We start from the raw sequence: 19,387 nt of genomic DNA on the forward strand, positions 1-19,387 counted from the left end.
GTGCTAGTTTCCGGTCAGCACCGCGGAGGGGGCCGCTCATGTCATCGTCCACACATTCCGTCGTCGCCCGGCAGTGCACGCTCTGCGAGGCGCACTGCGGGATCCTCGTGACCGTCGACAACGACAAGGTCACCCGGATCGAGGGCAATCCCGACGACGTACTCTCGCACGGCTACGTCTGCCCGAAGGCCACCGCTCTGGCCGACCTGCACAGCGACCCGGACCGGTTGCGCCGTCCGCTGCGCCGGGTCGGGGACGGATTCGAGGAGATCGGCTGGGACGAGGCGTTCGCGTTCATCGGGGAGCGACTCCGAGCGATCCAACGCAGGCACGGCCGAAACGCGGTCGCGATGTACCTCGGTAACCCGGCCGCCCACAGTTCGTCGGTGATCTACGGCATCGCGCTCCGCGTCGCGCTGCTCACCAAGCAGTTCTACTCCGCCTCCTCGATCGACCAGTTCCCGCAGGAGTTCGCGGCGTGGAAGATGTACGGCTCGAACGTGCTCATGCCGATCGCGGACGTCGACCGCACCGACAGGCTCCTGATCCTCGGAGCGAACCCGGCGGTGTCCAACGGGTCGGTGACGACGATGCCCGACGCCCGTGGCCGCATTCGCGCGATCCGGCGCCGCGGCGGCACCGTCGTGGTCGTCGATCCGCGGCGCACGGAAACGGCTCGGATCGCCGACGAACACGTCGCGATCAGGCCGGGCGGCGACCCGTTCCTGCTGCTCGGGATGCTGCACACGATCGTGACCGACGACCGCACTCCCCCGCAGGCGACCGTCCCGGTCTCCGGCTGGCAGGAACTCGTCGACCTGGTGACACCGTGCACCCCGGAGGAAATGGCCCCGCGGGCCGGCGTCGATCCCGACACGATCCGGCGCCTCGCGCGCGACCACACAGCCGCCGGGTCGGCGGTCGCATACGCCCGCATCGGGGTATGTCACCAGGTGACCGGAACCCTCACACACTGGCTGGTCAACACGCTCAACGCGGTCACCGGGAACCTCGACCGACCCGGTGGGCAGATGTACGCGACACCGCCCATCGACGCGGCGCGACTCGTTCGGCTGCTCGGCTCGGGATACGGACGCTGGACGAACCGCCGCGGCGAGCACAAGTCGTTCCGCACGGAACTGCCGGTCGTCGGCCTCGCCGACGAGATCCTCGGTGACTCGCCGAGCTCGCCGGGACCGGTTCGCGCGCTCGTGACCTACGCGGGCAATCCGGTGCTGTCGACCCCCCAGGGTGGACGCCTCGACGACGCCCTCGAGAGCCTCGACTTCTTCGTCGCGGTCGACATGTACCTCACCGAAACGTCCCGGCACGCGGACGTCGTGCTGCCTCCGATCTCGCATCTCGAGCGAGAGGAGTTCGACTTCCTGTTCCCGGTCTTCTCCGTCCGGAACAACGCGCGCTTCAACGATCGGGTTTTCGAGCCGCGGCCCGATTCACTCGAGGACTGGCAGATCCTGGCCCGCCTCGCACTCGAGGTCGTCCCCGTCCCGTTCCGATCGCTGCTCATCCGCCCGCTCCGCAGCGTGATCGATCGGATCAGCCCGCTGCGATTGGGTGCGCTCGGCGTGTTGACCGGTCCGCACGGTCCGCTGCGCCGGGGGCGGAAGGGGCTGACGTTGAGCAAGATTCGCCGTACTCCCGGCGGTATCGATCTCGGTCCGCTCCAGCCACGGCTTCGTTCGCTCATCGCCACGAGCGATCGACGTCTCCATCTGGCACCCGAGGAGTTCGTCGCCGAGACCCGTCTCCTGCTCGGCGCTGACGAGACCGTCGCGGAGGGAACGGAATTCGACCTACGGCTCATCGGCCGCAGGCACCTGCGATCGAACAATTCGTGGCTGCACAACATTCCGACGATGGTCAAGGGCCGTGATCGATGCACGGTCCTGATGCACCCCGACGACGCCACGTCCCGCGCCCTCGTCGACGGGCAACCGGTGACGGTACGGTCGAGGATCGGACACATCGAGGTCCCGGTCGAGGTCAGCGACGAGATCCGCGTCGGCACGGTCGCCATCCCGCACGGCTGGGGCCACGACGAGAAGGGGGTCGGCTGGTCCACGGCGGCAGCCCATCCCGGCGCGAACGTCAACCTGCTGCACGACCCGAAGGTGACGGACACCTTCACCGGCAATGCCGCGGTGAACGCCACGATGGTGAACGTCACCGCCGCGAGTGCACCATGAGCACGCCCGTGGATCCGGGGGCCGCCCGCGACATCCTCCGGGATCACTTCGAGAGGATCCGAGAACTGGTCGTAGCGGTCACGGACGGACTGACACCGCGGATGTCCGAGTACCGTCCCGGCCCGCACGCGAACTCGATTGCCTGGCTGGTCTGGCATCTGACCCGAGTGCAGGACGACCACGTGAGCGATGCCGCGGACATGGAGCAGGCGTGGACCTCGCGAGGCTGGCGGGAACGGTTCGCGCTCCCGTTTCCTGCTGCCGACATCGGATACGGGCACAGAAGCGCAGACGTCGCAGCCGTTCACGCGGACGCGCAGTTGCTCGCCGCCTATCACGGCGACGTCCACCTGGCGACGCTCGAATACGTCGACGAGCTCACCCTCGGCGAACTCGACCGCGTCGTCGACCGTCGGTGGGACCCACCCGTGACGGTGTCCGTCCGCCTCGTCAGCGTGATCGGCGACTGCCTGCAGCACCTCGGCCAGGCCTCGTACGTGCGGGGACTGTTCGAAACCGGGCCTGAAGCTGGTTAGCATCGCCGTCGCGGGACGTGCTGACCCGCCAGCAGGTGGACAGCGCCCTCACCGAGCTCGCCGCCTCCTCGTTCACCACGAACCGTTGGGAGCGCGGAGCCGATAGTCGGCGCGGTCGACGCGCCGCGTGCGGCGACGGTACGTGCTGACGTTCCCCGGCCAGTTCGTGGTGACCGTCCCGGACGCATTGCGGTACCAGCTCGAACACCTGCTCCACACGGAACGGTCGAGTTCCTTCTGAATCCGGGCATTGAACCGGTCCTCCACCGCGGGATCGACCTCGACCGCGTGCCCGGGGTGTTCCGCCAGCCAGGACACCAGGCCCGTGATGTGGCGGGCCTGCGATTCGAGCATGTACACGATGGACCCCGACCCGAGGTTCGTGTTCGGCCCGTACATCATGAAGAGATTGGGGAATCCGGCGGTGGTGATGCCCAGGTAGGCCCGCGCACCCTTCACCCACTCGTCGGCCAGCGATCGACCGGCGCGGCCTCGCACCTCCATCGGGGAGAGGAAATCGGTTGCCGCGAAACCTGTTCCGTAGACGATGACATCGGCCGGGTGCAACGTGCCGTCCGCCGTCCGGACACCGTCCGGCTCGATGCGGTCGATCGACGCGGTGACCAGTGACGCGTTGTCCCGAGCGAGTGCCGGGTAGTAGTCGTCCGAGAACAGCAACCGCTTGCACCACGGCTCGTAGTCCGGGGTCAACGCGGCACGCAGACCCGGGTCGACGACCTGTTTCCTGAGGTGGCGTCGCGCGAGAAGACGGGTGAGAGCGCCCATCTTCCGCATTCTCAGCGTGAACGTGATGAGTTCGAAGTAGCTCCAGGTGCCCAACCGCTCGGCGCCGAGCGTCGCGGGTACCGCCCGGAACAGCGCGCGCCGGCGCGGACCGAACACGCTGTCGGGCTTGGACACCACCCATGCCGCCGACCGCTGGAAGACGGTCAGCTGCTCGACCACCGGCGCTATCGCAGGTACGAACTGGATCGCGCTCGCACCGGTTCCGATCACCGCGACGCTCTTGCCCGCGAGATCGACGTCGTGATCCCACTCGGCCGAGTGGAATGCGGGTCCGCGGAAGGTGTCCCGCCCCTCGATGTCGGGCACCGCCGGCTGCGACAGTTGACCGACCGCGGTGACCAGGACGTCGGTCTCGATCACCTCGCCCGCCGTCGTGGTCAGAGCCCACCGGTTGGCGCTGTCGTCGAACTTGGCGGTGGCGACGTCGACACCGAACCGGATCGACTCGCGGAGTCCCCGGGTGTCCGCCACGCGGCGAAGGTAGGCCAGGATGTCGGGTTGCTCCGAATAACGCCGTGGCCAGTCCGGGTTGGGGTCGGTGGACAGCGAGTACAGCGGCGAGGGGACGTCGCACGCGGCCCCCGGATAGGTGTTCGCCCGCCACACGCCACCGACGTCGTCGCCTCGCTCGAGGATCGTGACATTCCGGAATCCGGCTCGCCGCAACGCGATCGCCTGGGCGATCCCCCCGAATCCCGCGCCCACGATCGTCACCGACGGCTGACCCATACCCGTGCCCCCTCACGCCGACCTCGTGTCGGGAGCCTAGCCCCCGCTCACCGCGCTCCGGTCCGAAAACGCGAACAGCCCGGGACCCGCATCTGCGGTTCCCGGGCCGAACGGCGTCACGTCAGCGGGTGATCGGCCCGCGTGCCACCTCGTAGGCCGCGGCGACACGGTACAGCCGCTCGTCCGCGAGTGCGGGCGCCATGATCTGCAGTCCCACCGGCAGTCCGTCGTCCGCGGACAGCCCCGACGGCACCGAGATCGCGCAGTGTCCCGCGAGGTTCGTCGGCAGGGTGCACAGGTCGGACAGGTACATCGCCAGCGGGTCGTCGACCTTCTCCCCCAGCTTCCACGGCGTGAACGGACTGGTCGGCGAGACGAGCACGTCGACCTTCTCGTACGCGGCATCGAAGTCGCGGGCGATGAGCGTCCGGACCTTGAGCGCCGAGCCGTAGTAGGCGTCGTAGTAACCCGACGACAGCGCGTAGGTGCCGATCATGATGCGGCGCTTGACTTCCTTGCCGAAGCCGGCAGCGCGGGTCGCGGCCATCACCTGGTCGGCGCTCATGTTGCCGTCGTCGACCCGCATGCCGTACCGCATGGCGTCGAAGCGCGCGAGGTTCGAGGACACCTCACTGGGCAGCACCAGGTAGTAGGACGCGAGTGCGTACTCGAAGCTCGGGCACGACACCTCGACGACCTCGGCACCGAGCTCCTTCAGCTGCGTGACCGCGGCATCGAAGGAGGCGATGACACCGGGCTGGTAGCTGTCGGAGTGGAGTTCCTTCACGACACCGACACGCACACCCTTGAGGTCGCCGGTGGCGCCCGCGCGTGCGGCCTCGACGACCGGGCGAACCGGAGCGTCGATCGACGTGGAGTCGCGGGGGTCGTAGCCGGCGATCACCTCGTGCAACAGCGCCGTGTCGAGCACCGTACGGCCGCAGGGGCCGCCCTGGTCGAGGGACGAGGCGCAGGCGACGAGACCGTAGCGGGAGACCGTGCCGTAGGTGGGCTTGGTGCCGACAGTCGCGGTGACGGCCGCAGGCTGACGGATCGATCCGCCGGTGTCGGTGCCGATGGCGAGCGGCGCCTGGTTCGACGCGAGCGCCGCCGCGCTGCCGCCGCCGGAACCGCCCGGGATGCGGGTCGTGTCCCACGGGTTGCGGGTCGGGCCGTACGCCGAGTTCTCGGTGGACGAGCCCATCGCGAACTCGTCCATGTTCGTCTTGCCGAGGACCGGGATGCCCGCGTCGCGAAGGCGGGTCGTCAGCGTCGCGTCGTACGGCGCCACCCAGCCTTCGAGGATCTTCGATCCGCAGGTGGTCGGCGCGTCGGTGGTGGTGAAGACGTCCTTGAGAGCGAGGGGAACGCCGGCCAGCGGTGACGCGGGCGCCTCCCCCGCGGCCAAGGCGGCGTCGACGCGCTGGGCCGCCGCGAGCGCGGACTCACCGGAGACGTGCAGGAAGGCGTTGTATTCGCCGTCGACCGACGCGATGCGGTCGAGATGTGCCTGGGTGACCTCGACCGAGGACACCTCGCGGGCGTGGATCTTCGTCGCGAGGGTGGACGCGTCGAGCGCGGTCAGGTCGGCGGTCACTGCTCTTCTCCGAGGATCTGCGGGACGGCGAAACGATCCTGCTCGACGGCAGGGGCACCGGACAGTGCCTGCTCCGGCGTCAGGCCGGGGACGACGACGTCCGGTCGGGTCACGTTGCTCAGCGCGGTCGGGTTCGCGGTGGGCGGCACGTCGTCCGCGGCGACCTCTGCGACGGTCTTGACGTGGCTGATGATCGAGTCGAGCTGACCGGCGAACTCGTCGAGTTCTGCGTCGGACAGCGCGAGCCGGGACAGCCGGGCGAGGTGTGCAACCTCGTCGCGGGAGATGGCAGGCACCCGTGGGCCCCTTTCAGGTCGGCGAAGAACGATGTCGTCCAGCCTATCGGCTGCCGTCGTACGTCTCGCACCCAGCGCCGCCCGACGCCCGCGACCCCGTCTCAACCCCACTCCTCGGGCGAAGCCTCGGGCAACTCCACGTCACTCCTCGGGCGAAGCCTCGGGCACCTTCACGTCGGTCGCGTTCGTTTCCGATCGCGTTCGTTTCCGGTCGGGGGCGCGCGCATGTCGGCCGCGTGACGATTTTCCGAATGAGCTGGGCTTTCCCCGCAAGGACTTCGGATTCGCCGACACGCTGACCCGTCGGGAGTGGAAGGATGGGCGCCGCGGGCGCACCGAACCACCCGCTCGCCATGACAACTCGATCGTGACAGAAGGACTTCCGTGTCATACCTACTGCGTGTCCAGCTACCCGACCGACCTGGCAGCCTGGGCTCGCTCGCCGTCGCGCTCGGGTCGGTGGGCGCGGACATCCTCTCCCTCGACGTGGTCGAGCGGGGCGACGGATACGCCGTCGACGACCTCGTCGTCGAATTGGGGCACGGCTCGCTGCCGGACACGCTCTTCACCGCGGCGGAGGCGCTCGACGGAGTGCGGGTCGACTCGATCCGGCCGTACACCGGACTCCTCGACACCCATCGCGAGCTGGAACTGATCGACCAGGTCGCCACCGCGCGCGACGACCGGATGCAGGTTCTCGTCGACGGGGCTGCCCGCGTGCTGCGGGTGAGTTGGGCAATCGTCGCCGGAATCGGCCCGCACGGAACGTTCCGGGTCGTCGGCAGTGTGGGCGCACCGGAAACCCACGCGGGCGACGTGCCGTGGATGCCGTTGGAGAAGCCGACGATTCTCGACGGCAGCGCCGACTGGGTGCCGGACGTCTGGAAGGACATGGACACCACACTCGCCGCGGCGCCGCTCGGCGTGTCCGACCGGGCGCTCCTCCTCGGGCGGTCCGGTGGACCGGAATTCCGCCCGTCCGAGATCGCCCGGCTCGGCTACCTCGCAGGCATCGTCGCGACCGTGCTGGGCTAACGGAACGGCTCGCCGTTCGGGCTAACGGAACGGCTCGCCGTTCGGGCTGACGGAACGGCCGTGGACATCGCGGACGTGAGCGGCGAGGATTGACCGGTACGCGCTCGAGCCGGCCGGTCGGGGCACGCTGTGGTCGGCGCGTTCCGTTCGGCCTCGGCCGGTGACCACCCACGACTGGGAGGGCACCATGTCCACGAACCACCGGGGGAAGATCACCGTCGACATCCGGGACTCGGTCCCGGACTGGACCCCGTACCTGCCGCGCCGGGCACCCGAGGGCGCACCGAACGTGCTCATGATCGTCTGGGACGACGTCGGATACGGCACCATGGACGTCTTCGGTGGCCCGGTCGAAACGCCCACCATGCAACGCATCGCCCGGGCGGGTGTGCGCTACTCGAACTTCCACACGACCGCGCTGTGCTCGCCGACCCGGGCCTCGCTGCTCACCGGCCGCAACGCCACCACGAACGGCATGGCCACCGTCACCGAGCTGGGGTCCGGGTTCCCCGGGATCTCCACCCACATCCCGTTCGAGAACGGCTTCGTCTCGGAGGTGCTCGCGGAAAACGGCTGGAACACCTACTGCGTCGGGAAGTGGCATCTCACGCCCGGCGAGGAGACGAACATGTCGGCGGTCAAGACGAGGTGGCCGCTCGGCCGGGGATTCGAGCGGTTCTACGGATTCCTCGGCGGCGAGTCCAGCAGCTGGTACCCCGACCTGGTCTACGACAACCATCCGATCGAGCCACCGGGAACTCCCGAACAGGGCTACCACCTGGCGAAGGACCTCGCCGACCATTCGATCGAGTTCATCCGCGACGCCAAGGCGGTCGATCCCGACAAGCCGTTCTTCCTGTACCTCGCGCCGGAGACCGCGCACGCGCCGCACCACGTCTTCGCGGAGTGGGCCGATCGCTACCGCGGCGTCTTCGACGACGGCTACGAAGCCATCCGGGACGGCATCCTGCTGCGCCAGAAGGAGATCGGCCTCCTACCTCCGGACACGGAACTGTCCTCGATCAACCCCCACGGAGAACCGGACGCCACGGGACCGGACGGGCAGCTGTGGCCGATCCTCGACACGGTGCGGCCCTGGGACACCCTCGACGATGACGAGAAGCGCCTGTTCACCCGGATGGCCGAGGTGTTCGCCGGGTACGTCTCCTACACGGACCACCAACTCGGCCGCGTGATCGACCATCTGGAGGAATCCGGCCAGCTCGAGAACACCATCATCGTGGTGGTGTCCGACAACGGCGCCAGCGGTGAGGGCGGTCCGAACGGGTCGTTCAACGAGTGGCGGTTCTTCAACGGAGTACCCGACACCACCGAGAGCACCCTCCCGCACCTCGCCGAACTGGGTGGACCGCGGTCGTACAACCACTACAACACGGGGTGGGCATGGGCGTTCGACACACCTTTCCCGTACTGGAAGCGCTGGGCCGGCTACGAGGGCGGTGTCGCGGACATGTGCCTGCTCGCATGGCCCGCGAAGGTCCCCCCGCGCAGCGAGCCGCTGCAGCAGTACGTGCACGCGGTGGACGTCGTGCCCACGCTCTACGAACTGCTGGGCATCGAGCCGCCCGCGGTACTCAAGGGCTACACCCAGAACCCGATCGAAGGCGAGAGCTTCGCCGCGACCCTCACGGACCCGAACGCACCGGCCAAGACGACGCAGTTCTACACGATGCTCGGGCAGCGCTCGCTGTATCACGAAGGCTGGCTGGCGTGTTCGCTCCATCCGCCCCTGTCGGGGTGGGGCCGCTTCGAACGCGACGAGTGGGAACTGTTCCACCTCGACACCGATCGTTCACAGACCAGGAACCTCGCGGACGACGAGCCCGAGCGCCTGGCGATGATGCAGGGGTTGTGGTTCTACTACGCGGGCCGATACAACGGGCTCCCGCTCGACGACCGAAGTCCCATCGAGCAGGTTCTCGCGGAACGCCCGCACGCAGGCAGCGGCCGGGACCGGTACGTCTACTACCCGGACAGCACCGACGTTCCCGAGTCCGCTGGGGTGCGGATCACCGGACGGTCGTACACGATCGCGGCCGGCGTGCGGGTGGACGACGCGGACGCGCGGGGCGTCCTGTATGCGCACGGAGGTGTCGCGGGCGGCCACAGCCTGTACATCAAGGATCACCGCCTGCACTACGCCTTCAACTGGCTGGGGAGCGACGTCCGCGACGTGGCCGCCGATCGCGACATCGGCCCGGGCGCGCACGTGTGCACCGCCGAGTTCTCCGCTGCGGGCGCGAACCCGGATCCCGCGATGCCGGGATTCGCCGGGACGCTCACGCTGTACGTGGACGACGAGGAGGTCGGTTCGGGTGACATCGTCACCCAGCCGGGGCCCTTCAACATCGTGGGCGACGGCATCTGCGTCGGAAGGGACAGCGCCTCACCGGTCACGCCGGAGTACGAGGCACCGTTCGCGTTCACCGGCGGCACCATCGACAAGGTCGTCGTGGACGTCTCCGGGGAGCGATACGTCGACCACGAGGCGCAGGTGCGGGGGTGGTTCGTGCTCGACTGACCCGCTCGGGCGCGGGCGGGTCAGACGATCTCGCGCACCAGCACGGTCAGCGACATGCCGCGGACCGGCTCCCAGTCACGTTCGGGCATGTGCACGAAATCGTTGCGGTCGTAGATGCGGCGGGCGTCGACCATCTCCGGCTCCGTCGAGATGACCACGGCGTGCAGGCCGCGGTCGTAGGCGGCGTCGAGTACGTGCCGCACGAGTGCCGATCCTGCACCCCGTCCGCGCGCGGCCGGTGAGACGGCAAGCATGCGGAACTCGAGTTCGCCGTCCGTCGCGACGTCCGAGAACGGTGTCCCCGGCTCCGCGATGGTGACCGACCCGACGACCTCGCCGTCGAGCTCGGCGACGACGACCTCGGCCTGGTCGGATCGTCCGGCGGTGTCCCGCAGTCGCTGGACGTAGGCGCTCGCCTCCGCAACGAAGCCACCGCTCACGTAGGACTCGACGGTCAGGTCGGCGACGGTGTCGAAGTCGGTGGGCTCGGCGGGGCGGATCGTGATCATGGCGTCACTATCGCAGCTCGCTCGCGTTTCCCTCAAGCCCGTGGTAACGGGCGCGAACGACTCGGTCGGCGCATCCCCAGTTACATCACAACCTCGCCGAACACTCCGATGACCAGGCAGTTCGAGGGAAGTTCCGGTTCAGGACACAGGCAGGCAACTACCCTCACAGCCACCCTCGACAGTGATGTTCACCACGACCCGAAGACCCGCACGAGGCCGTGTAGCTACTCGGATCCGGGTTCGGACACCGCGTCGGGACCACCCTCGAGCAGCCGCACGAAACCCGCCTCGTCGAGGATCGGGACACCGAGTTGCTCGGCCTTGTCCGCCTTCGACCCCGGGGCGTCACCGATGACCACGAACGCCGTCTTCTTCGACACCGACCCGGCAGCCTTTCCTCCCCGCTGCAGGATCGCCTCCTTCGCGCCGTCGCGGGTGAAGCCCTCCAGTGATCCGGTCACCACGATCGACAACCCTTCCAGGTTTCGTTCGATCGAGGCGTCCCGCTCGTCCTCCATGGACACCCCTGCGGCACGCCACTTCTCGACGATGTCGCGGTGCCAGTCGACGGCGAACCACTCGACGACCGCGGCCGCGATGGTGCCGCCGACACCATCGACGGCGGCGAGTTCGTCGACCGAGGCAGCCTCGATCCGTTCCAGGCTCGCGAACTCCCCGGCGAGCGCACGGGCCGCGGTCGGGCCGACGTGCCGGATCGACAGCGCGACCAGCACCCGCCACAGCGGCTTCGTCTTCGACGAGTCCAGATTGTCGAGCAATCGCTTCCCGTTCGCCGACAGGGCGCCGGCCTTGGTGGTGAACAGCGACGTCTTCATCAGATCGTCGGCGGTGAGCGAGAACAGGTCGCCTTCGTCCTGGATGACGCCCGCCTCGAGCAGCGCGGTCGCCGCCTCGTAGCCGAGGACCTCGATGTCGAATGCGCCGCGACCGGCGACGTGGAACACCCGTTCGCGTAGCTGCGCCGGGCAGGAGCGCTGATTGGGGCATCGGATGTCGGCATCGCCCTCCTTCGCGGGCGCCAGCTCCGTTCCGCACTCGGGGCAGTGCGTCGGCATGACGAACTCGCGTTCGGTTCCGTCGCGCACGTCCACGACCGGCCCGAGCACCTCGGGGATCACCTCGCCGGCCTTGCGGATGACGACGGTGTCGCCGATCAGGACACCCTTGCGCTTGACCTCGGACCCGTTGTGCAGGGTCGCGAGGGACACGGTGGACCCGGCGACCGTGACCGGTTCCATGTACGCGAACGGGGTGACCCGCCCGGTGCGCCCGACGCTGACCCGGATGTCGAGGAGCTTGGTCGTGGCCTCCTCCGGCGGGTACTTGTAGGCGGTGGCCCACCGCGGCGCCCGCGACGTGGCACCGAGCCTGCGGTGCAGGGACATCTCGTCGACCTTGACGACCAGGCCGTCGATCTCGTGCTCGACATCGTGCCGGTGCTCGTCCCAGTACGCGACCTTGGCGACGACCGCGTCGGCGCCCTGCACCCGCGCCGTGTGCGTCGAGACGGGCAGTCCCCATGCAGCGAGCGCGGTGTAGGCGTCGTGCTGACTGACCGGGTCGAAACCCTCGGTGCGGCCGATGCCGTGGCAGATCATCCCGAGCCGCCGCTTCGCGGTGACCGCGGGATTCTTCTGCCGCAGCGAACCCGCGGCGGAGTTGCGGGGATTGGCGAACGGCGCCTTGCCCTCCGCGACGAGCGAGGCGTTGAGCGCCTCGAAGTCCTCGAGTCTGAAGAACACCTCACCGCGCACCTCGAGAAGCGCGGGTACCGGGTACTCGTCGGTTCCCGTGAGGATGTGCGGGATGTCGTCGATGGTGCGGGCGTTGAGGGTGACGTCCTCGCCCGTGCGACCGTCGCCGCGGGTGGCGCCCCGCACCAGCTTTCCGTTCTCGTACACCAGGCTCAGCGCGACGCCGTCGATCTTCACCTCGCACAGGTAGTGCAGGTCTGGCCCCGTCTCGGCCTCGACGCGGGAGATCCAGGTACGCAGTTCCGCTTCGTCGAACACGTTGTCCAGACTGAGCATTCGCTCGAGGTGATCGACCGCGGTGAATTCCGTTGCGAATCCGCCTCCGACCAACTGCGTGGGCGAGTCCGGGGTACGCAGCTCGAGATGACGCTCCTCGAGGTCGGTCAACTGCCGGAGCAGGGCGTCGAACTCACCGTCGCTGATGGTGGGTGCGTCCTTGACGTAGTAGCGGAACTGGTGCTCGCGCACCTCTTCCGCGAGGCGCTGCCACTCGTCGCGTTCGGCTGCGGTCGGTGTCCCGTTCTCCGTCACGGGAAAAGGCTATCCCAGGCCACCGACACCACCGGGTCAGGAGCCGACGCCTCCGTCGCGCGCCCGTAAGCCGTAGGTTCCCGCGGTGACCGCGGTGTACGACCGGGCCACGAGTTGTTCGAGGATGCCGAGGTCGATGTTGTCCAGGTCTTTGATGTAGAGGCACCCGACTCCGGACGTGTGCGGTCCGAGGCGCCCGACGAGGTCCGGGTGCGCATCGACGCCGTCGGCCAGATAGACCGTCGACGCCGCCTTGCGCGGCGAGAATCCGGCCGCGGGTGCATCGCCCTCACGTCCACTCTCGTACTTGTAGTGGTACATACCGAAGGCCACGATCGACGGACCCCACATCGCGGCCTGCTCGCCGGTCGCCGACTCCATGAGGGCGAGCAGCGTCGCGGCGTCCCGCCTGCGCACGCGATGCGTCACCCGGCCCAGAAACGCCTGCACTGCCTGGTCGACCATCACGTCAGGGTATGTCAGTCGAACTCCGCGCCCTCGGCGAACGCGCGGGCGACCTCGGATGCCGCACGGAGGGCCTGGCGCGACCACTGCGCGCTTGCCCCGGCCAACCCGCAGGTGGGCGTGACGACGACCCGATCGGCGAGTGTCGTGCGCGGGAATCCGAGCCGGTCGACCAGTGTCACCGCGGGGCGTGCCAGATCCCGCCACCCCGGAACCCGCTCCGGTGCGGCGGTGGGGACGAGCCCCAGCGCCACGGTCAGACCGTCCTCGAAGAGCTCGCCCACCCCGTCGAGATCGGCGGCGCTCAGCACGCTGACGTCGATGCCGATCGCCGCGGCGCCGCTGCGCCGGAGCAGGTCCAGGGGCGGGGATGCGGCGCAGCAGTGCACGAGCACCGGAACTCCGACGGCCTCGATCGCGTCGTGGAGCACGGCGAGCGCCTCCGGCTCGGGCAGTGCTCGCGGCGCCTGCAGGATCGAGACCCCGGTCAGCGACCCGTCGAGCACCCCACGCAGCCCCGGCTCGTCGAACTGCACGAGCACGGGCGAACCGAGCCTGCGCTGCACCTCCGCGACGTGCGCGCGGACACCCTCGGCCAACGACTCCGCCAGATCGCGGACCGCGCCGGAATCGGTGAGTGCACGATGCCCGCCGAACAACTCGACCTGCGACGCCAGCGTCAGCGGACCCACGGCCTGCACCTTCACCGGCTGATCGGTTCCGCGGCGACCGGCGACCTCCCACGCCTCCTCGAGGGCGTCGAGGTCGCGGGCGAGATGGTCGCGGGCGGCGCGGGTGACCGGGCCCGGGCGCTGCGCCACGCGATATCCGGTGGTCGAGGTGTCCAGGGGCAGATCGACGAGCAGCGCGGCGGCGCGGCCGATCATGTCGGCGCCGATACCCCGGCCGGGAAGTTCGACAAGGTGCGGCAATCGCGGCAGCTCCCCAACCACGACCGCCGCGGCCTCGCGAGCGTCGTCGCCCGGCCACGACCCGATCCCCGTCGCGACACCGACGGGAAAACCATTCTCCGTCAACGTGATTCACTGCCGGCGGTGCCGGGCTCGTCGACACTGCCGGCGGTGCCGGGCTCGTCGACACTGCCGGCGGTGCCGGGCCCGTCGACACTGCCGGTGCCGGCGATGGTGCCGCTGCCGAGCACGACGTCGCCTGCCGCGTCGCGGCGATACAGCACCACGGCCTGACCCCTCGCGACACCGGTCAGCGGCTCCCGCAGCCGAATGTCCAGGCCACCGTCGACCTCCTCGACGATCGCCTCGGCGAGTCCGCCGTGCGCACGCACCTGCACGGTGCATTCGATGGGCCCCGCGGGCGCCGACCCCGACGTCCAGATCGGGCGATCCGCGCGAATCGTCCACACCTGCAGACGTTCCGCCGAACCGACCTTCACCGTTCCGGTGTCGGGCTCGATCGCGGTGACGTACCGGGGACGGCCGTCCGCGGCGGGCCCCTCCACTCCGAGTCCCTTGCGCTGACCAATCGTGAAGCCGTGCACACCCTCGTGATCGGCGAGTTCGGCGCCGGTGTCGGCGTCGACGACCTTGCCGGGACGGATGCCGATCTTCGCTCCGAGGAACGCGCGCGTGTCGCCGGACGGGATGAAGCAGATGTCGTGGCTGTCCGGCTTGTCCGCCACCGCCAGTCCGCGTTCGGCGGCCTCGGCGCGGATCTGCGGCTTCGGGGTGTCCCCGACCGGGAACATCGCCCGCGACAGCTGCTCGGCGGTCAGGACCCCGAGAACGTAGGACTGGTCCTTGTCCGCGTCGACCGCTCGCCGGAGCACGCCGTCGTCGAGCTGCGCGTAGTGACCGGTGACGACGGCGTCGAAACCGAGTGCGATCGCGCGGTCCGCGAGCGCTGCGAACTTGATCTTCTCGTTGCAGCGCAGGCAGGGGTTGGGGGTCTCACCCGCCGCGTAGGCCGCGACGAAGTCGTCGATGACGTCTTCCTTGAACTGGTCCGCGAAATCCCAGACGTAGAAGGGGATTCCGAGCATGTCCGCCGCACGACGGGCGTCACCGGCGTCCTCCTTCGAGCAGCAGCCACGTGAACCGGTGCGGAGGGCGCCCGGGGCCGTCGACAGCGCCAGATGCACGCCGACGACCTCGTGCCCGGCCTCGACCGCGCGTGCCGCCGCCACCGCCGAGTCCACCCCACCGCTCATTGCCGCCAGTACCCGCATCAGCGCGTCCCTCCTGTGCTCTGGACCGTGCTCGTGACCCGACGCGACCTCGCACCCGCCAACCCGGCAGCGCGCGCCCGCTCCACGACCTGGGGCAGCGCCCTCAGCAGGGCGTCGACGTCGGCGTCGGTGGACGTGTGGCCCAGCGAGAAACGCAGAGAGCCCCGCGCCACCCGCGAGTCGACACCCATCGCGATCAGCACGTGGCTCGCGCTCGCGACACCGGCGGTGCAGGCCGAACCGGTCGAACATTCGACACCTGCCGCGTCGAGCAGCATCAACAGCGAGTCGCCCTCACAGCCCGGGAAGGTGAAGTGGGCGTTGCCCGGCAGCCGGTTCGGGCCGACCGGCCCGTTCAGAACGGCGTCCGGCACCAGGGCCTGAACTCCGTCGATCAGCCTGTCCCGCAACCGAATTAGATCGGCGGTCGTGTCCTCGCGGTGGTCGACGGCCGTGTGCAGCGCCGTCGCGGTGGCAACCACCGCAGCGGTGTCGAGGGTGCCCGCGCGCAGATCTCGCTCGTGCCCGCCGCCGTGCAGCAGCGGCGCGCACGGCACCTGCCTGCCGAGCAGGAGGGCACCGGATCCATGCGGGCCACCGAACTTGTGGGCCGCGATGCTGAGCGCCGACAGACCACTCGCGGCGAAGTCGACCGGCAGCTGCGCCGCCGCCTGAACCGCGTCGCTGTGCATCGGGACGTCGAACTCGGCGGCGATCGCGGCCAGGTCGGAGATCGGCATGATCGTTCCGACCTCGTTGTTCGCCCACATCACAGTGACCAGTGCGGTCTCGTCGGGATGCGCGGCAAGTTCGCGGCGCAGGTCGGCAGGGTCCACTGCGCCGTACTCGTCAACGGGGAGCCACACGATCTCGGCACCCTCGTGCGCGGCAAGCGACTCGACCGCGTCGAGTACCGCGTGATGCTCGACCGTGCTGGTGACGACGCGCCGACGACGCGGATCGGCATCCCGGCGGGCCCGGTAGATGCCCTTGACCGCGAGGTTGTCGGATTCGGTGCCACCCGAGGTGAAGATCACCTCGGAGGGCCGGGCGCCCAGGTCGGCGGCGATCGACTCGCGTGACTCCTCGACGCGGCGCCGCGCGGCGCGCCCCGATCCGTGGAGCGACGACGCGTTCCCCACCGTCGCAAGTACGTCGGTCATCGCGGCGATCGCCTCCGGCAACATCGGCGTGGTCGCGGCGTGATCGAGGTAGGCGGCGCGAGCCGGGTGCGCGGAACCCGACCGCGCCGAGGGTGCGCGATCCGAATCACCGGCTCCGGCGAGAGGGGGGTGGGACGAAGTCATGACCCGACCAGGATAGCGGGTCAGTGGCGGTGGCCCCGACGGCCACCACGCTGGTCGGACCCGAACCCGTCGACACTCCTGTCCTACTGGACCGGGACCGGCCTCCGATCGACGACAGCGACCGATCCCACGTGCGCCGACGCCAACAACACGTCCACCTCGCGCTCGCGTCTGTGCCCACCGTGCACGACCCGCTCGCATCGCTCGGCCAGCTCCCGTCGGTCCACGCCCGGCTCCTGCAACGGTCCGCGCCGGACCTCGGCGATCACGCCCGGCAGGTGGATCGTCCGCCGCAGGCTGGCCAGGAGCGTCTGCTCGCCGACGAAGCACACACCCGTCTCGGTCGTGCCGTCCCCGCGCACGTACCGAAGTTCGATCGGCTCCACCGCGGCTCCCGAGTCGACGGCGGCCTGGAACAGCGCGGGCCGCAGCCGTCCGTACGCTCGCCCGCACCAGGTGGTGCCCTCGGGGAACGCGACGACGCGGGTGCCGGTTCGTAGCCGTTCGGCGGCCTCGTCGACGACCCCCGGGAGATCGCGTAGCCGCCCCCGGTCGATGGGAACGACGCGGACGCGACGCGCGAGACGCCCGATCAACGGCCAGTCCAGCAGGTCGGCACGGGCGACGTACTCACCGTGATCGACCGAGTTCAGCACCAGCACGTCCAGCCAGGAGACGTGCCCGGCCACCGCCAGGACCCCGCGCCCCGGCTCGCCGGCCGGACCCCGTTCGTCGCTGACCTGTACGCGGACGCCGAACGCCCGGAGCACCATCAGCATGTACCGGCGGTGCACCCCTCGCCGCCGGGGCGCCGGGAGTACGACGGCGAGCGGCAGCAGCACCGCCACTGCCGCGGTCGCCACCAGCGCGACGTACCGCAGTGCGACTGCGACCGCCCCCGCGCGCACGTAAGCCGAATGACAGGTGTCCGTGCACGGACTCGCGGGCATCCACTGATGGCTCATCGTGCGTTCACCGCCGACCGCAGCCTGCGGAGGTACCGCTCGTCGACGTCATCCATGCCGATCAACGCCACGAAGTCGGCCACGCCGAAGTCGGGGTCGTGGGCGGGCTCGCCGCAGATCTTCGCGCCGAGGCGCAGGTAGCCGCGCATCAGCGGCGGCAGAACGGGTTTCGCGGGCGGCTCGAGGGCGTCGAGGCCGGGAACGGGACGCAGGGGACGCACCCTCCGGTCGGGTGCGCTCGCGTGATCCGCGAGCAGGCGGTCGCGAACCCCGCGGACGTTCGCGCCCGCGACCTCGTCGGGGCCGAGGCGCATCGGCACGGACACACACCCGATCGCCCACCGGTGGCCGGTGAGGTCGAGATAGTTGAGCATCCCGGCCCACATGAGACCGAGGACGGTGCCGCTGCGATGGTCGGGGTGGACGCAGGCGCGGCCGAGTTCGACGAGGTCTGATCGCAGCGGGTCGAGTGCGGTGACGTCGAATTCGGTTGCGGTGTACAGCCCTCCGGCCGATCTGGCCGCGTCGGGAGTGAGGATTCGGTAGCAGCCGACGGTCTCGTCGGTCATCTCGTCGCGAACCAGCAGGTGGTCGCAGTGCTCGTCGAAACGATCTGTATCGAGGCCGCCCGCATCGGCGGACGGCGTGAACCCGGGCTCTGTGGCGAACACGCTGTGCCGCAGTCGCTGCGCGGCTTCACGGTGCTCACGATCCGAGGACACCAGCAGTGTGTAACGGGCCGCGGCCCGGACCTCGACAGTGGTCATGGCACGAAGCGTCGACCGCGTTGGCGGCGCCCCGCCGTCGCTGCGGTGTCATGTCGGCGGCGACCCGGTGAAGAAACGGGTGAGGGGAACCCTTGCCCGGTCGGACCGGGCGAGGGTTCCCCTCATCGTGGAGCAGCGGGCACTCAGCCCTTGTGAGCCTTGACGGCCTCGGTCAGCTGCGGAGCGACATTGAACAGGTCGCCGACGATGCCGTAGTCCGCGATCTCGAAGATCGGGGCCTCTTCGTCCTTGTTGACCGCGACGATGGTCTTCGAGGTCTGCATGCCCGCGCGGTGCTGGATCGCGCCGGAGATACCGAGGGCGATGTACAGCTGCGGGGAGACCGTCTTACCGGTCTGACCGACCTGGAACTGGCCCGGGTAGTAACCCGAGTCGACGGCGGCACGCGAGGCGCCGACAGCGGCACCGAGCGCGTCGGCGAGCTCCTCGACGACCGAGAACTTGTCCGCGGAACCGACACCACGACCACCGGAGACGACGACGGTCGCCTCGGTGAGCTCGGGGCGGTCGCCACCGACGATCGGCTGACGGGAGGTCACCTTGACGGCGTTCTCCTCCTGAGCCGGGACCTCGACCGCGACGCGCTCGGCGGCGCCGGCCTGCGGCTGCGCCTCGATGGCACCCGGACGGACCGAGATGACCGGAACTTCACCGTTCGCCTTGGCCTCGACGGTGAACGCGCCACCGAAGATGGAGTGGATGGCGCTGTCGGCCTTGACGTCGATGACGTCGACGAGCAGACCGGAGCCGATGCGCGCGGCCAGACGACCGGACACCTCCTTGCCCTCGGTCGAGGCAGCGGTGAGGACCGCGGCCGGGGAGACGGACTCGACCAGCGAGGCGAGGACGTCGACCTTCGGCGTGATCAGGTAGCCGTCGATGTCGTCGGACTCGGCGGCGTAGACCTTCGCGGCACCTGCGGCGGCGAGGGCGTCCTGCAGCTTGTCCGCGGTGCCGGCGGGACCGGCGACGACGGCGGCGGGCTCACCCAGAACACGGGCGGCGGTGATCAGCTCGGTGCTGACCTTCTTGAGCGCGCCCTCGGCGTGCTCGACGAGCACGAGTACTTCAGCCATTGCTTTCTATCTCCTACGT

The 19,387-nt window shown here is 69.5% G+C and carries 16 protein-coding genes; 4 read left to right on the top strand and 12 right to left on the bottom strand.

Translation table 11 applies throughout. The features are described from left to right. The first annotated feature begins 38 nt into the window (after positions 1–38). Both FFS72_RS23195 and FFS72_RS23200 read left to right on the top strand, forming a co-directional pair. On the top strand, positions 39–2,207 hold the full coding sequence (locus tag FFS72_RS23195) for a molybdopterin-dependent oxidoreductase (protein WP_137876153.1): 2,169 nt from the start codon (positions 39–41) through the stop codon (positions 2,205–2,207). Then, complete coding sequence (locus FFS72_RS23200; protein ID WP_137876154.1) at positions 2,204–2,743, top strand: mycothiol transferase; 540 nt, start codon at positions 2,204–2,206, stop codon at positions 2,741–2,743. The genes FFS72_RS23195 and FFS72_RS23200 overlap by 4 nt, the downstream gene beginning before the upstream one ends. Positions 2,744–2,815: 72 nt before the next feature. On the opposite strand, the gene FFS72_RS23205 is transcribed toward FFS72_RS23200, so the two are convergent. From FFS72_RS23205 to gatC, 3 genes are all read right to left on the bottom strand, one after another. Continuing rightward, positions 2,816–4,279, bottom strand: a complete 1,464-nt coding sequence (locus tag FFS72_RS23205) for a flavin-containing monooxygenase (RefSeq protein ID WP_137876155.1) — start codon at positions 4,277–4,279, stop codon at positions 2,816–2,818. Between the two features lie 121 nt (positions 4,280–4,400). Continuing rightward, positions 4,401–5,876 (bottom strand): Asp-tRNA(Asn)/Glu-tRNA(Gln) amidotransferase subunit GatA, encoded by a 1,476-nt coding sequence (gene gatA / locus FFS72_RS23210; RefSeq protein WP_137876156.1) that lies wholly within the window; start codon positions 5,874–5,876, stop codon positions 4,401–4,403. Beyond that, on the bottom strand, positions 5,873–6,172 hold the full coding sequence (gene gatC, locus FFS72_RS23215; RefSeq protein WP_050067036.1) for an Asp-tRNA(Asn)/Glu-tRNA(Gln) amidotransferase subunit GatC: 300 nt from the start codon (positions 6,170–6,172) through the stop codon (positions 5,873–5,875). Before gatC ends, gatA begins: the two co-directional genes overlap by 4 nt. 384 nt (positions 6,173–6,556) lie before the next feature. Here gatC and FFS72_RS23220 point away from each other — a divergent pair, with 384 nt between their 5' ends. Beyond that, positions 6,557–7,207: an ACT domain-containing protein gene (locus FFS72_RS23220; protein WP_137876157.1), complete on the top strand. Its 651-nt coding sequence runs from the start codon at positions 6,557–6,559 to the stop codon at positions 7,205–7,207. Between the two features lie 187 nt (positions 7,208–7,394). Then, positions 7,395–9,749, top strand: coding sequence for an arylsulfatase (locus FFS72_RS23225; RefSeq protein WP_137876158.1), 2,355 nt, complete (start codon positions 7,395–7,397; stop codon positions 9,747–9,749). A gap of 20 nt (positions 9,750–9,769) precedes the next feature. Here FFS72_RS23225 and FFS72_RS23230 read toward each other — a convergent pair whose 3' ends face one another. The 9 genes from FFS72_RS23230 to FFS72_RS23270 form a co-directional block, all read right to left on the bottom strand. Next, positions 9,770–10,258, bottom strand: coding sequence for a GNAT family N-acetyltransferase (locus FFS72_RS23230; RefSeq protein WP_137876159.1), 489 nt, complete (start codon positions 10,256–10,258; stop codon positions 9,770–9,772). A 224-nt stretch (positions 10,259–10,482) separates the two neighbouring features. After that, positions 10,483–12,564, bottom strand: coding sequence for an NAD-dependent DNA ligase LigA (gene ligA / locus FFS72_RS23235; RefSeq protein ID WP_137876160.1), 2,082 nt, complete (start codon positions 12,562–12,564; stop codon positions 10,483–10,485). A gap of 36 nt (positions 12,565–12,600) precedes the next feature. Further along, on the bottom strand, positions 12,601–13,029 hold the full coding sequence (locus tag FFS72_RS23240; protein ID WP_137876161.1) for a DUF1801 domain-containing protein: 429 nt from the start codon (positions 13,027–13,029) through the stop codon (positions 12,601–12,603). Between the two features lie 14 nt (positions 13,030–13,043). Next, the gene (locus tag FFS72_RS23245) at positions 13,044–14,066 is read right to left on the bottom strand and encodes a methionine synthase (protein WP_137876162.1); all 1,023 of its coding nucleotides are present in this window, start codon (positions 14,064–14,066) and stop codon (positions 13,044–13,046) included. After that, entirely contained in the window at positions 14,063–15,232 is a 1,170-nt protein-coding gene (gene mnmA, locus FFS72_RS23250) for a tRNA 2-thiouridine(34) synthase MnmA (protein ID WP_171018800.1), read from the bottom strand. The genes FFS72_RS23245 and mnmA overlap by 4 nt, the downstream gene beginning before the upstream one ends. Further along, positions 15,232–16,539 (bottom strand): cysteine desulfurase family protein, encoded by a 1,308-nt coding sequence (locus tag FFS72_RS23255; protein WP_283235447.1) that lies wholly within the window; start codon positions 16,537–16,539, stop codon positions 15,232–15,234. Before FFS72_RS23255 ends, mnmA begins: the two co-directional genes overlap by 1 nt. A gap of 83 nt (positions 16,540–16,622) precedes the next feature. Beyond that, a complete protein-coding gene (locus FFS72_RS23260; RefSeq protein ID WP_249353479.1) occupies positions 16,623–17,504 on the bottom strand; it encodes a lysophospholipid acyltransferase family protein in 882 nt (293 codons plus the stop codon). After that, complete coding sequence (locus tag FFS72_RS23265) at positions 17,501–18,271, bottom strand: GNAT family N-acetyltransferase (RefSeq protein WP_137876163.1); 771 nt, start codon at positions 18,269–18,271, stop codon at positions 17,501–17,503. Before FFS72_RS23265 ends, FFS72_RS23260 begins: the two co-directional genes overlap by 4 nt. Before the next feature lie 143 nt (positions 18,272–18,414). Continuing rightward, positions 18,415–19,368, bottom strand: coding sequence for an electron transfer flavoprotein subunit alpha/FixB family protein (locus FFS72_RS23270; RefSeq protein WP_137876164.1), 954 nt, complete (start codon positions 19,366–19,368; stop codon positions 18,415–18,417). Positions 19,369–19,387: the final 19 nt, after the last annotated feature.

The sequence above is a fragment of the Rhodococcus sp. Q genome (assembly GCF_005503035.1).
Lineage (GTDB): Bacteria > Actinomycetota > Actinomycetes > Mycobacteriales > Mycobacteriaceae > Rhodococcus_G.

Bases quoted from the DNA above. Each gene is read 5' to 3' on its own strand.
- FFS72_RS23195 (WP_137876153.1), top strand. From the start codon at position 39: ATGTCATCGTCCACACATTCCGTCGTCGCCCGGCAGTGCACGCTCTGC.
- FFS72_RS23200 (WP_137876154.1), top strand. From the start codon at position 2,204: ATGAGCACGCCCGTGGATCCGGGGGCCGCCCGCGACATCCTCCGGGAT.
- FFS72_RS23205 (WP_137876155.1), bottom strand. From the start codon at position 4,279: ATGGGTCAGCCGTCGGTGACGATCGTGGGCGCGGGATTCGGGGGGATC.
- FFS72_RS23225 (WP_137876158.1), top strand. From the start codon at position 7,395: ATGTCCACGAACCACCGGGGGAAGATCACCGTCGACATCCGGGACTCG.
- FFS72_RS23230 (WP_137876159.1), bottom strand. From the start codon at position 10,258: ATGATCACGATCCGCCCCGCCGAGCCCACCGACTTCGACACCGTCGCC.
- FFS72_RS23240 (WP_137876161.1), bottom strand. From the start codon at position 13,029: ATGGTCGACCAGGCAGTGCAGGCGTTTCTGGGCCGGGTGACGCATCGC.
- mnmA (WP_171018800.1), bottom strand. From the start codon at position 15,232: ATGCGGGTACTGGCGGCAATGAGCGGTGGGGTGGACTCGGCGGTGGCG.
- FFS72_RS23255 (WP_283235447.1), bottom strand. From the start codon at position 16,539: ATGACTTCGTCCCACCCCCCTCTCGCCGGAGCCGGTGATTCGGATCGC.
- FFS72_RS23260 (WP_249353479.1), bottom strand. From the start codon at position 17,504: ATGAGCCATCAGTGGATGCCCGCGAGTCCGTGCACGGACACCTGTCAT.
- FFS72_RS23265 (WP_137876163.1), bottom strand. From the start codon at position 18,271: ATGACCACTGTCGAGGTCCGGGCCGCGGCCCGTTACACACTGCTGGTG.
- FFS72_RS23270 (WP_137876164.1), bottom strand. From the start codon at position 19,368: ATGGCTGAAGTACTCGTGCTCGTCGAGCACGCCGAGGGCGCGCTCAAG.